Raw genomic sequence first — 13075 nt, 5'->3', positions numbered from 1 at the left:
GGAGACCGCTAGGTGGATCAATTGGTCCACTCGGGGGCTTGAGCGTAACTACAGATCTTCGCCACCACAAGCTCTTGAATTCACCGGCGGCCCGGACTTAAGGTGCGTCCGTCTCACGGTTCTACTGGTCCACTAAATGGACCACCGAAGGTTTGGTGCCTGTGGAACGACGTCACTTCCTCCTCGGCGCGGCAGCCACGCTGACCGCCTCCGCCACCCTCACCGACCCCGCCGAGGCCGCCGCCCCGCCGCTGGAACGGCAGCCCGCTTCGCTGGGCGTGACAGGCAAGGACTTCCCGAAGGTCTGCGGCAACCTGGGCAATCACAACTACTCACCGCTGAAGCAGATCACGCCGCGCACGGTGAAGCGGCTCGGCGGCGCCTGGCACGTCAACCTGGAGGGCGGCAGCACGTCGGCCGCCCAGCAGAGCACCTGCGTCGTGGAGAACGGCGTCCTGTACGTCCAGACCACCCAGCAGAACGTCTTCGCCGTGGACGGGAAGACCGGCGCCGTCAGGTGGAAGACCAACCTCGGCACCAGGCAGACGAACATGCGCGGCGTCGCGCTGGGCGAGGGCCTGGTCTTCTCCACCTCCGGCGCCAACATCGTGTACGCGCTGAAGAAGGACACCGGCGAGATCGCCTGGCAGCGGCAGCTCATCACCGACGGCGAGGGCGGCGGCGACACCGGTGGCTGCGACCCGCAGAACGGCCAGTGCGGCGGCCTGACCGGCACCCTGGCCGGCGCGGTCGTCTACTGGGACGGGCTGATCTACGTCGGCATGCAGGGCAGCACCGGCGGCGCGCGCGGCCGGGCGTACGCGCTGAAGGCCGCCACCGGCGAGGTCGCCTGGACGTTCTGGTCGTGCCCCGGCGAGGGCCAGTTCGGCAACGACACCTGGGAGGGCGAGTCCTGGAAGACCGGCGGGGCCGTCCCGTGGATCCACCCGGCCGTCGACCCGGACCTCGGGCTGGTCTACTGGACGTTCGGCGGCTCCTACCCGCGCCTGGACGGCTCCGGCAGGGGCGGCGACAACCTGTTCGCCAACTCGATCGTGGCCATCGACGCCAAGACCGGCCAGCGGAAGTGGCATTTCCAGTCGGTGCACCACGACATCTGGGACCTCGACAACGTCATGGCGCCGGTGCTGGTCGACATCAAGGTCAAGGGCCGGATGCGCAAGGCCGTCGTGTACGGCAGCAAGGTCGGCATGTTCTACATCCTCGACCGGGCCAGCGGCGAGCCGCTGCACGGCATGGAGGAGCGGCCGGTCCCCCAGGACCCGCGGCAGAAGACGGCGGCCACACAGCCGTTCCCGGGCGGCGAGCCGTTCATCACGCAGGCTCCCGAGTTCGGCAAGGCCACCCGGCCGGTGCCGTTCTACGCCTGGGGCGGGCTGTACACGCCGCACTGGGACCGGGCGACGATCATCTTCCCGGGGGCGGGTGGCGGCGCCGACTGGGCGCACCTGTCGTACAACCCGCACACGGGCTGGATCTACGTCGGCTACGGGCTGATCAACTCCGGCTTCTCCAACAGCCGCGACGGGCGGGTCAACACCTCCCGCCCCCTCGGCGAGCACTTCGCGGGCGGCATCGCGGCGGTCGATCCGCGTACCAACACGCCGGTGTGGACGCTGGACCGGGAGTGGTCGCTCGCCCACGGCAACGGCATCCTGACCACGGCGGGGCGGGTGATGTTCCAGGGCGGGCCCGACGGGGTGCTGCACGCCATGGACGACACCGACGGCAGCGTCCTGTGGAGCTTCCAGTGCGGCGCCGGGGTGCACACCAGCCCGATCAGCTACGAGATCGACGGCGAGCAGTACGTCGCGGTGCTGGCGGGCGGCAACGGCCTGCCCTACCCCGACATTCCGCGGGGCGACCACCTGTGGGCGTTCAAGCTGGGCGGCAAGGTCGCGCCGGCCGCCACGCCGACGCCGCCGAAGAAGCGCAACGACATCCGCACGGCCGCCGTCGCCGGCACCACGGTCACGCTCGGCCGGGTCTGGGACGCGGCGAACCAGCGGCCGGGCGCGACCGAGAACACCGTGGCCCAGAACGCCATGTCGCCGCAGCACCTGCGGGTGCCCAAGGGCACGACCGTGACCTTCGTCAACCCGGCCGACAACGCCTTCGCGCACGCCGCCGTCTCGTTCTTCGAGTACGAGTTCGACACCGGCGTCCTGATGCCCGGACAGTCCTTCACGCACACTTTCGACACGCCGGGCGAGTACTTCTACAACGACGCGATCTTCCCGCAGAACACCGGCAAGATCGTCGTGTACTGATCCACGTGGAAGGGAGCCCCGCCGGTGGCGGGGCTCCCTTCCACGTTCAGAGCCAGGTCGGCAGGATGGACGGCGGGATCGGCCCCTTGTTGCGCCGTCCCTGGCCGGTCTCCTCCCAGGCGTGCGCCAGAATCCCCACGGACCTGCTGAGCACGAACAGCCCGCGCGCCAGCGGGGCGGGAAAGCCCAGCTCGGCGTAGATCACGGCGGTGGCGCCGTCGATGTTCATCGGCACCGGCGCGATCAGCCGCTCCACCTCCAGCGCGGCCCGTAGGTGCGCACCCGGCACCACCTCTTCCGCGACCGCCTCCGACACCAGGCCGAGCAGCGGGTCGCGGCGCGGGTCGCGCCGATGGAAGCGGTGGCCGAAACCGGGCAGGTACTTGTTCACGGCGCGCCGGCGGGCCACCACGGCGGCCGCGTCCCCGTCCGCCACCACCTCCTCCAGCAGCCCGACGCACTGCTCACCCGCGCCCCCGTGCACGTCGCCGAGCAGGTTGACGCCCGTGGCGACGGCGTTGTTGAGCCCCACGCCGCAGGTGGCGGCCATCCGGGCGACGGCGATGGACGGCGCGTGCGGCCCGTGATCGACCGACGAGACGAGCGCCGCCTCCAGCAGCGCCGCCTGGCGCGGGCCGGGCCGTTCACCACGCAGCATGAGCCAGATCATCTCGGCGAAGCCGATCCGCCCGATGAGGTCCTGTACCGGTTCTCCGCGCAGCTCGATGAGGTCGGGCTCGACACGCGACACGGCGGTGGCCCACCAGTCGGCCGCCGCGGCCCGCTCGTTCACGACCTCGTTCATGAGACAGCCTCGAACTCGGCGTTGTGCTCCCCGAGCAGCGGGGCGGGCCCGCGTGGCCGCAGGGCGACGCCGTCGATGACCACGCCGTTGCCGGTGACGGTGACCGGCCGCCCCCCGGATCCGGGCGGCGGCGTCTCGGTCAGGAAGCCGCGGTGGCGTACCTGGTCGAGGGCGAGTGCCTGGGGGACGGTGAGGATGCGTGCGGCGGGCACGCCCTCACGGGAGAGCAGCTCCTCCCACTCCAGCGCGGTCCTGGCCCGGAGCGCCTTGTTGAGCTCCTGGTTGAGTGCCTGCCGGTGGTTCTTGCGCGCTTCCCGCTCGGCGAAGCGGGGGTCGGCGGCCAGGTCGGGCCTGCCGACGAGCCGGCACAGCGTCTCGAACTGGGCCTGCTGGTTGGCGGCGATGTTGAGCGGCCCGTCGGCGGTCTCGAACGTGCCGGACGGCGCGGCGGTGGCGTTCTGGTCGCCCATCGGCTCCGGCTCGACCCCGCTGACGAGGTAGTTGGAGACGGTCCAGCCCATCGCGGAGATCGACGCCTCCAGCATCGACAGGTCCAGGAAGCAGCCGCGCCCGCTGCGCTGCCGCCCGGCCAGCGCCGCGCAGATCGCCAGACCCGCCATCAGCCCGCCGACGGTGTCACAGATGGGGAAGCCGACGCGCAGTGGAGCCGTGTCGGGTGTGCCGGTGACGCTCATCATGCCGGACAGCCCTTGGATGATCTGGTCGTAGGCGGGGGCGCCGCTCATCGGGCCGCTCTGCCCGAAGCCGGAGATCGCGCAGTAGACGAGGCCGGGGTTGAGCTCGCGCAGACGCTCCCAGCCGTAGCCGAGCCGGGCCATCACGCCGGCTCTGAAGTTCTCCAGCAGGACGTCGGCTTCCGCGAGCATCGTCTCGAAGGCGGCCCGCCCCGCCGGGGTCTTCAGGTCGAGCTCGACCGACTTCTTCCCCGCGTTCTGGGCCAGGAAGGAGGCGCCCATCAGCTCGCGGTTGAGCTCGGGGTCCGGCCCCAGCCGCCGGGCGAGGTCCCCGGTGCCGGGCAACTCGACCTTGACCACCTCGGCGCCGAACAGCACCAGTTGGTAGCTGCAGTACGGGCCCGCCAGAACGTTGGTCAGGTCCACGACCTTGACGCCGTCCAGTGGCAACTGCTGACGATGCATTCACGCTCCATAGAAGTCAGGTCAGAGGGTGGTCGAACCCGCGCTCCGACATTCGCTTGGCCGCCTCGCGCAGATCCGCGGTGAACTCCTCGACCCGGTCCTCGGTGAAGCGGACCGTCGGCCCGCTCAGCGTCAGCGCCGCCACGGTCGCCCCCGAGCCGCCCATGACCGGGACGGCGACCGCCGACAGGCCGGGCTCGCGTTCGCCGTGGCTGACCGTGAAGCCGTCGCGGGCGGCCTGGTCGATCCATTCCTGCAAGGTCGCCAGATGGGCCTCCCCGTACGGGGAGGAGCGGGCCACCCTGACGAGCAGCCGCTCCGGCGCGTCCCTGAGCAGGATCTTGGACGAGGCGCCGGCCCACAGGGGCAGCTCGTCGCCGACCCGCACCACGTGGCGCAGCGGCTGCGGGCTCTCCTGCTGGGCGATGCAGATGCGGTGGGTGTCGCGCAGCACGTAGAGGTTGACGGTCTCGCGGTGCCGGGCGCTCAGCTCGCGCATGAGCTGCACGGTCTCCGGCGGCAGCTCCCACGCCGAGCGGGCCAGGTGCGCCCAGCGCCACAGCGCGGGCCCTGCCGCGTAGCCCTTCGGCGTGGCCCACAGCAGCCCCATGTGCTCCAGGGTCTGCAGCAGGCGCAGCGCCGTGGTCTTGGCCAGACCTGTCTCGTCGACGACCTCGCGGATGGTCAGCGTCCGCCGGTTCTCGGTGAGCAGCGAGAGAATGTCGAACGCGCGCTGAACGCTGCGCACCCCCCCGCTCTCCCCCGACCCCGCAGAAATGTTCGAAGGCACGGATCCTCACTAGTGGGTTGAAGGTGAACTTGCGCTCACCCTCTCACGTCGTCCGTACGCTAACACCGAGTCCGCTTGGCGGTCCATACGCTCCATCAAGCGGTTTGCGCGGCCCTCTTGCCAGAACCTTTACCGTGCTCATACCGTGAGGCAATCCACAGTGCGGAGTTTGAGAACCACTGCGCGGATCAATGGGAGTCCTCAACCATGAACACCATCAACGACGCCGGGTGCTTTGTCGCCGGGGAATGGTTGACCAGCGGCAAACAGGCCGAACGCATCGGTCCCTACTTACGGGAAATCGTCAGCCGGGCCCGAACCGCCCAGGCCGACGACATCACCGCCGCCCTGGTCTACGCCCGGCAGGCGGCACGGCAGGTCGCGCGGCTGGCGCCCGCCACGCGGGCCGAGATCCTGGAACGTGCCGCCGCGTCGGTCACCGCGCAAGGCGAGCGACTGGCGGGCCTGCTGGCCTTGGAGCTGGGCAAACCGCTCAAGGACGGGCGCGGCGAGATCTTACGCGTCGCCGACACCCTGTCCGTCGCCGCGGCCGAGGCGCGGATGATCGGTGGCGAGGTGCTGCCGGTGGCGGGCTGGAGCCGCGGGGTGGGTAACACCGCGATCACGCAGCGCGCCCCGGCCGGCCCGGTGCTCGCGATCACCCCCTTCAACGCCCCGGCCAATCTGCTGGCCCACAAGCTCGCCGCGTCCTTCGCGGCCGGGAACACCACGATCGTCAAGCCGCCGCCGCAGGCTCCCGCGGTCTCGACCGCCCTGGTGGAGATCCTCCTGGAGGCGGGGATGCCGGTGGAGGCGGTGCAGATCCTGCACGGCGGCGGTGACGTGGGCGCGCGGCTGTGCGCCGCGCCGGAGATCGCCGTCGTCAGCTTCACCGGCGGCGTCACGGCCGGGCACGCCGTCGCCCACGCCGCCGGCCCGAAGCGGGTCATGCTCGAACTCGGCGGCAACGCCGCCACCATCGTCTGCGAGGACGCCGACGTCGCCCAGGCGGCGCGGGTGTGCGCTCGCACCGGCTACAGCAACTCGGGCCAGAGCTGCATCTCCGTGCAACGGGTCTATGTGCACCGCAGCCGGTTCGAGGAGTTCGCCGAGGCGCTGACGGCCGAGGTCAAGAGCCTGATCGTGGGTGATCCCCTGGATCCGGCGACGGACGTGGGCTCCATGGTGGACGACGACGCGGCCGAGCGAGTGGTCCGCTGGACCGCCGAGGCCGCCGGCCAGGGCGCCCGGGTGACGGCCGGCGGCACGCGCGAGGGCGCGGTGATGGCGCCGACCGTCGTCGTCGCCCCGCCCGCCGAGGCCAGGGTGGTGCGGGAGGAGGTGTTCGGAGCGCTGGTGGCCGTGCTCCCCTACGACGGCTTCGACGAGGTCGTCGAGGAATGCAACCGCAGCTCGTACGGGCTGCAGGCCGGCCTGTTCACCCACGACGTGCGCCGCATCGTCACCGCCTGGCGCGAGCTGGAGGTCGGCGGCCTGGTCGTCAACGGCTCGTCCAACTTCCGCCTCGACCACGTCCCGTTCGGCGGCGTGAAGGACTCCGGCATCGGCCGCGAGTCGCCGCGCTGGATGATCGAGGACTTCACCGTGACCAAGACCCTCCTGCTCAAGGGCCTGACCATCTGGGGAGACCAGTGACCACCACGGCCGCCCACGCCCTCGTCGCCCAGCTCGAAGAACTCGGCGTCGAGTACGTCTTCGGCACCTGCGGGCACACCAACATCGCCGTCCTGGACGCGCTGGCCGACAGCCCGATCCGCTTCGTCATCGCCCGCCACGAGCAGGCGGCGGCGCACGCCGCCGACGGCTACGCCCGCGCCTCCGGCAAGCCGGGTGTGCTGCTCGTGCACGTGGGCCCCGGCCTCACCAACGCGGCGACCGGCGTCATGACGGCCGCGCTGGACTCGGTGCCGCTGGTGGTCATCTCCGGGGACATCCCGTCCTACTACCACGGCCGGCACCCGCACCAGGAGATCAACCTGCACGCCGACGCCGACCAGGCGAGCGTGTTCCGGCCGTTCGTCAAGCGGGCCTGGAACGTGCACCGGGTCCAGGATCTCGGCCGCTTCGTCGAGCGCGCGTTCTGGACCGCCACCACGGGCCGGCCGGGGGCGGTGCTGGTCAACGTGCCGATGGACGTCTTCTCCCGGCCCGCCGTGCCCCACCCGCCGATCAGCCGGTCGGCCCCGCCCGGGCTGCCGGAGGAGACCGCGCGGCTGATCGCCTCCCGCCTGGCCGATGCCGAGCGCCCGCTGATCTACGTGGGCGGCGGCCTGCGCGAGGACCCCGAGCCCTTGATCCGCCTGGCCGAGCATCTCGACATCCCGATCGTGCACTCGCTCATGGCCAAGGGCACCGTTCCCGACGCGCATCCGCTGGTCCTCGGCATGCCGGGCTTCTGGGGGCTGGAGCTCACCAACGCCTGCGCCCGCGAGGCGGACGTGGTGCTGGCCCTCGCCACCCGCTTCGCCGAGACCGACGCCAGCTCCTGGGACCCCCGCTTCACCTGGGACTTCTCGCACAGCACACTGATCCAGATCGACATCGACCCGGCCGAGATCGGCCGCAACTACCCGGCGGAGATCGGCGCCGTCGCCGACGTGCGGCTCGCGGTCGCCGCGATCGCGGACGCCGTCGCGTCCTGCCCCGCCCGCTCCCGGCACGAGGTGCGCAAGCGGATCGCCGCCGCGCGGTCGGAGCTGTACGCGGCCAGCCGGGAGCGCGGCCTGAGCGAGGACTTCCCCCTGCGTCCCGAGCGCATCCTGAAGGACCTGCGGGACACGCTGCCGCCGGACGCGGTCCTGGTCACCGACGTGGGCTGGAACAAGAACGGCGTCGCCCAGTGCTACGAGCTGCCCGCCGAGGGCCGCTTCATCACGCCGGGAGGCGCCTCCACGATGGGCTTCGGCCCGGCCGCCGCGGTCGGCGTGCAGCTCGCCCAGCCGGACAGGACCGTGGTCGCGCTGATCGGCGACGGCGGCATGAGCGCGCAGCTTCCCGCCCTGCCGCTGGCGGTCGAGCAGGGCGCCCCGGTCGTGTTCGTGGTGATGAACAACCGCTCGCACGGCACGATCTCGGACCTGCAGTCGGCGCACTTCGGCCGCAGCCACGGCTGCGACTTCACCGATCCCGCCGGGCGGTCCTACAGCCCCGACTTCGCCGCGCTCGCGCGGGCGTGCGGCGCCGACGGCCACACCGTCGCCGCCCCTTCCGACCTCGGCCGGGCGTTGCGCGAGGCCGTCGCGAACCGGCGGCCTGCGGTGATCGACGTGCCGATGGTCAACGAACCGGTGCCCACGCCGGGGCACTGGAACATCAAGGACATCTATCAGGGGCAGTTCGCCGACTGACCGGCGTGCCCGCCCTCCGGGTCGGAACCGTTGCGCTTTCGAGATTCCCTCGCCGTTTCCCGTCGCCTATAACGAACGTACTAGTCCGTGAATTAATCCTCACCCACCCCCCTAGAGGTGAACCGTGCGTTTCACGAGATTCCCCATCGCAGCCGCCGCACTGATAGCCCTCGCCGCGTGCGCGCCACCCGGCCAGTCCACCGAGTCGGGAGCCACCGCCACCGGCCCCATCAAGATCGCCAACGTCAACGCCCAGAGCGGCCAGCTCAGCTCGCTCGGCCAGTGGGAGCACAAGGGCGTCAAGCTCGCCATCGACGAGGCCAACAAGGCCGGCGGCGTGGGCGGCCGGCAGATCCAGCTCGACCTGTTCGACAGCCAGGGCGACCCCACCGTCGGCACCAACGTGGCCAGGAAGATCGCCGCCGAGGGCTACATCGCCATGCTCGGCACCGCCGAGAGCGCGGTCACCCTCGCCATGGCGCCCATACTCAAGGACGCCAAGATCCCCAACATCACCTCGGGCCAGTCGCCCAAGCTGGCCGAGCTGAAGAGCCCCTTCCTCTTCCTCAACGCTCCCACCAGCGTCACCTTCGACGAGACGCTCGCCAAGTACCTCGTGGACGAGAAGGGCCACAAGAAGATCGCGCTGATCAGCAACAACGGCGCGTACGGGGCGGGCGAGCACGACGCCTTCCTGAACTCGCTCAAGACCAGGAACGTCACCCCCGTGGCCGACGAGGTGGTCACCCCCGACCAGAAGGACTTCAACGCCAACCTGGCCAAGATCCGCGAGCAGAACCCCGACGTGCTGTTCATCGGCGCGGAGGAGGTCCAGTCGGGGCTGATCGCCAAGCAGGCCCGCGAGCTCGGCATCAAGGCGGTCTTCGCCGGCGGCGCCCCCGTGGGCACCGACGTGTACGCCACCACCGCCGGCCTCGACAACGCGGAAGGCACCATCGTCAGCTCCCCCTACCTGAGCAACGAGGCCACCCCGGAGATCAAGGAGTTCGCCGCCAAGTACAAGGCCGCCTACAACGAGGACGCCCGCATGCACGTCGCCAAGGCCTACGACGGCGCGTCCATCCTCATCGAGGCGCTCAAGCAGACGAACGGCGAGGGCGGCCAGAAACTCGCCGACGCCATCCGCGGCGTCAAGCGCGCCGGGCTGCTCGGCGACTACACCTACGACGCCAACGGCGTCGGCATCCACGCCACCAAGATCGGCCTGGTCAAGGACGGCAAGGTCGTGCCCGAGGCCGCGAGCTGACGTGCAGGTCTTCCTTCAGACCCTGATCGGCGGGGTCACGTTCGGAGCGGTGTACGCGCTGGTGGCGATGGGGTTCTCGATCGTCTACCGGACGATGGGGCTGGTCAACTTCGCCCACGGCAGCGTCGTCATGATCGGCGCCTACGCCGCCTCCACCTTCTACCTGGCCACGCAGCTCCCCTTCGCCGTCGCGATCGTGGTCGCCATCGCGGTGACGGCGCTGATCGGCCTGGTCATCGAACGGTTCCTGCGCCCGCTGGAGAACAAGGACTTCACGCTGATGCTGATCGGCACGATCGGCTTCGGCGCCGTCCTGGAGGCGGGCGCGGTGCTGATCTGGGGCGCCACCGGGCACGCCGTGCCGTCCCCGGTCGCCACGGGGCCGATCGACGTGGCCGGAATCCGCATCCCCACCTACAGCCTGCTGGTGATCGCGGTCGCCGCGGCCGCGACCGGCCTGCTGGCGCTGTTCCTGCAGCGCACCAAGCGGGGCGCGGCCATGCAGGCGGTCGCCATGGACCACCAGGCCGCGACCGCGGTCGGCATCCACGTGGGCCGCAGCAACGCCATGGCGTTCGCCATCGGCGCGGGCCTCGCCGCGCTGGCCGGCAGCCTGATCGGGCCCATGCTGTACGTCAACCCGACCATGGGCGGCACCCTCGGCATCAAGGGCTTCGCCGCCGCCATGCTCGGCGGCTTCGGCAGCATGCCCGGCGCGATCGTCGGCGGCCTCGCCTTCGGCCTGCTGGACAGCTTCGCGGCCGGCAACTTCCAGGAGTACTCCGAACTGGTCACGTTCCTGGTGTTCGCCGTGGTGGTCATGATCCGCCCGACCGGCATCTTCGGAGAGGCAACGGTGAACCGAGCATGAAGCGCTGGATGGGGCTCGTCCCCCTGATCGTGGTGGCCTGGTTCCTGCCGTACACCCTGGGCGGTTACGCCATCCACGTCGCCGACGTCGCGATCATCTTCGCCGTCCTGGCCATCGGGCTCGGCCTGACCATGGGCGTGGCCGGGCAGATCAACCTGGCCCAGGTCGCGTTCTTCGGGGTGGGCGCGTACACGGTGGCGATCCTCACCACCGAGGCCGGCTTCGGCTTCTGGACCGCCGCCGTGCTGGCCGTCCTCATCGCCGTGGTGTTCGGCGTGCTGACCGGCATCCCGGCGCTGCGCATGCAGTCGCACTACCTCGGCATCGTCACGCTCGGGCTGGCGCTGGCGTTCACCAACTGGGTCACCAACTCCACGATCGCGGGGCGCGCCGAGGGCATCAGCGACATCCCGGTGCCCCCGATGTTCGGCATCGACCTGTCCAGCGGCTACCTGTTCTACTACGTCGAGCTGGTCGTCTTCGCGGTCGCGCTGGCCTTCGCCCTGTTCGTCACGCACTCCCCGCTCGGCCGCCGCCTGCGCGCCATGCGCGACGACGACCTCGCGGCGGGCGCGCTCGGGGCGGAGATCCCGCTGCTGCGCATGACGGCGTTCGTGCTCTCCGGCCTGTACGGCGGCCTGGCCGGCGTCCTGTACGCCGGGCTGATCCGGTTCGTCGCGCCCGAGTCGTTCAACATCGCCAACATGTTCCTGCTGCTGGCCATGGTCATCATCGGCGGGCGGAGCAGCATCCTGGGCTGCGTCGTCGGCGCGGTCGCGCTGTCGCTGGTCAGGGAGGCGCTGCTGGACGCGTCCGGCTACGCGCAGCTCGGCTACGGCCTGGTGGTCGTGCTGGTGGTGGTGTTCGCGCCCAAGGGACTGGCCGGGCTGCCCGAGCAGCTGCGGTCCGTGCTGCGCAGGCGGACCGGCGGCTCGCGCGCCCAGCTCGGCGCGTTCCGGCCCTACGACCCCGCGCCCGCCTCCTCAGCAGAGAACGCTCTGCGGGTCCGGGAGGTGACCAAGCGGTTCAAGGGCCTGGTGGCGCTCGACAAGGTGTCGCTCACCGTTCCCACCGGCCAGATCCGCGGCATCGTCGGGCCGAACGGCTCCGGCAAGACGACGTTGTTCAACGTGATCAGCGGCTTCTACGACCCCACCGAAGGGTCGGTGGAGCTCGGCGGGCGCGGGGCGACCGGGCTGGCGCCGTACCGGCTGTCGCTGCTCGGCGTGGCCCGCACGTTCCAGAACCTGCGCCTGTTCGAGGACCTCAGCGTGCGCGAGAACCTGCTGCTGGCGCTGGACCGCACCCGTACGAGCTGGATCTGGCGCTACGCGGTCCTGCCGTGGAAGGTGCTGGGCTACGAGCGCACGCTGCACCGGCGGACCGCGGAGCTGATCGACCGCTTCGGGCTCGCCGAGGTCGCCGACGCCGAGCCGCGCTCGCTGCCCTATGGCATCCAGCGCCGCATCGAGCTGGCCAGGGCCATGGCGATGTCCCCCAGCCTGCTGCTGCTCGACGAGCCCGCCGCCGGGCTCAACGGCGAGGAGGTGCGCCAGCTCGCCGACATCGTCCGCTCCATCAGGGACTCCGGCGTCACCGTGATCATCATCGAGCACAACATGGGGCTGGTCATGTCGCTGTGCGACCAGGTCACCGTGCTGTCCAGCGGCAGGGTGATCGCCGACGGCCCACCGGCCGAGGTCGCCGTGCACCCGGACGTCGTCGCCGCCTACCTCGGCGACTCGATGGCCGCGCCGACCGAGGAGACCGCCGAAGCCGCCGTCGAGGAGGCGACCCGATGACATCCGCTGGGACCACGCTCACCGTCGAAGGGCTGTCCGTGCACTACGGCGGCGTACGCGCCGCCCACGACGTCTCCTTCACCGTCGAGCCCGGCCAGTCGCTCGGCATCATCGGCGCGAACGGCGCCGGCAAGTCCTCCACCCTGAAAGCGATCATGGGGCTGGCGCCCCGGCAGGCCGAGGCCATCCGGTTCGGCGAGCACGACCTGCTGCGGGCGCCCGCGCACACGCTGGTCAGGCACGGCATCGGCTACGTCCCCGAGGGCAGGCACGTCTTCCCCGGGCTCACGGTGGAGAAGAACCTGCTGCTCGGCGCGTACACGAGCAGTTGGAAGCACACCCCGATCGACGAGGTGTACGAGCTCTTCCCGGTCCTCGCCGAGATGCGCGGCCGGCTGGCCGGCGCGCTGTCCGGCGGCCAGCAGCAGATGCTCGCGGTGGGCCGGGCCATGATGTGCCGGCCCAAGGTGATGCTGCTGGACGAGCCTTCGATGGGCCTGTCGCCCAAGCTCGTCGGCGACATCGCCGCCGCGCTCAAGAAGCTCAACGCCGACGGCCTGGCCATCCTGCTCGTGGAGCAGAACGCCAAGCTCACCTTCGACGTCACCACCACCTGCCTGGTCATGGAGAACGGCGAGATCGCCGCCGGCGGCCCCTCGGCGGAGCTGAGCGACGACCCGCGGGTCCGGCGCATCTATCTCGGCCTCTGAGAACGTTAGGA

General features: G+C 70.8%; 10 protein-coding genes. 7 read left to right on the top strand and 3 right to left on the bottom strand.

Annotated features, from left to right (window positions below):
- Positions 1-161 precede the first annotated feature (161 nt).
- Positions 162-2291, top strand: coding sequence for an outer membrane protein assembly factor BamB family protein (locus SMD20_RS47155; RefSeq protein WP_329594325.1), 2130 nt, complete (start codon positions 162-164; stop codon positions 2289-2291).
- Between the two features lie 46 nt (positions 2292-2337).
- Here the strand turns inward: SMD20_RS47155 and SMD20_RS47150 are convergent, their stop codons facing one another.
- The 3 genes from SMD20_RS47150 to SMD20_RS47140 are packed head-to-tail and all read right to left on the bottom strand — an operon-like array spanning position 2338 to position 5004.
- A complete protein-coding gene (locus SMD20_RS47150) occupies positions 2338-3096 on the bottom strand; it encodes a citryl-CoA lyase (protein ID WP_329594323.1) in 759 nt (252 codons plus the stop codon).
- Complete coding sequence (locus SMD20_RS47145; protein ID WP_329594321.1) at positions 3093-4256, bottom strand: CaiB/BaiF CoA transferase family protein; 1164 nt, start codon at positions 4254-4256, stop codon at positions 3093-3095. The genes SMD20_RS47150 and SMD20_RS47145 overlap by 4 nt, the downstream gene beginning before the upstream one ends.
- 16 nt (positions 4257-4272) lie before the next feature.
- Positions 4273-5004: an IclR family transcriptional regulator gene (locus SMD20_RS47140; RefSeq protein WP_329594319.1), complete on the bottom strand. Its 732-nt coding sequence runs from the start codon at positions 5002-5004 to the stop codon at positions 4273-4275.
- Between the two features lie 249 nt (positions 5005-5253).
- Between SMD20_RS47140 and SMD20_RS47135 the strand changes: the two genes are divergently transcribed.
- The 6 genes from SMD20_RS47135 to SMD20_RS47110 all read left to right on the top strand — a co-directional run bounded on the left by SMD20_RS47135 (position 5254) and on the right by SMD20_RS47110 (position 13064).
- Positions 5254-6702: an aldehyde dehydrogenase family protein gene (locus SMD20_RS47135; RefSeq protein ID WP_329594317.1), complete on the top strand. Its 1449-nt coding sequence runs from the start codon at positions 5254-5256 to the stop codon at positions 6700-6702.
- Positions 6699-8414 (top strand): thiamine pyrophosphate-binding protein, encoded by a 1716-nt coding sequence (locus SMD20_RS47130; RefSeq protein ID WP_329594315.1) that lies wholly within the window; start codon positions 6699-6701, stop codon positions 8412-8414. Before SMD20_RS47135 ends, SMD20_RS47130 begins: the two co-directional genes overlap by 4 nt.
- Positions 8415-8538: 124 nt before the next feature.
- Complete coding sequence (locus SMD20_RS47125) at positions 8539-9681, top strand: ABC transporter substrate-binding protein (protein ID WP_329594313.1); 1143 nt, start codon at positions 8539-8541, stop codon at positions 9679-9681.
- A gap of 1 nt (position 9682) precedes the next feature.
- Entirely contained in the window at positions 9683-10552 is an 870-nt protein-coding gene (locus tag SMD20_RS47120; protein WP_329594311.1) for a branched-chain amino acid ABC transporter permease, read from the top strand.
- Positions 10549-12354 (top strand): branched-chain amino acid ABC transporter ATP-binding protein/permease, encoded by a 1806-nt coding sequence (locus SMD20_RS47115; protein WP_329594309.1) that lies wholly within the window; start codon positions 10549-10551, stop codon positions 12352-12354. Before SMD20_RS47120 ends, SMD20_RS47115 begins: the two co-directional genes overlap by 4 nt.
- Complete coding sequence (locus tag SMD20_RS47110) at positions 12351-13064, top strand: ABC transporter ATP-binding protein (RefSeq protein ID WP_329594307.1); 714 nt, start codon at positions 12351-12353, stop codon at positions 13062-13064. The genes SMD20_RS47115 and SMD20_RS47110 overlap by 4 nt, the downstream gene beginning before the upstream one ends.
- Positions 13065-13075: the final 11 nt, after the last annotated feature.

This window comes from Nonomuraea sp. LP-02, from assembly GCF_036289125.1.
Lineage (GTDB): Bacteria > Actinomycetota > Actinomycetes > Streptosporangiales > Streptosporangiaceae > Nonomuraea > Nonomuraea bangladeshensis.
Note: the sequence above shows the minus strand (reverse complement) of the source record. Positions and strands in the feature narration are given on the sequence as shown.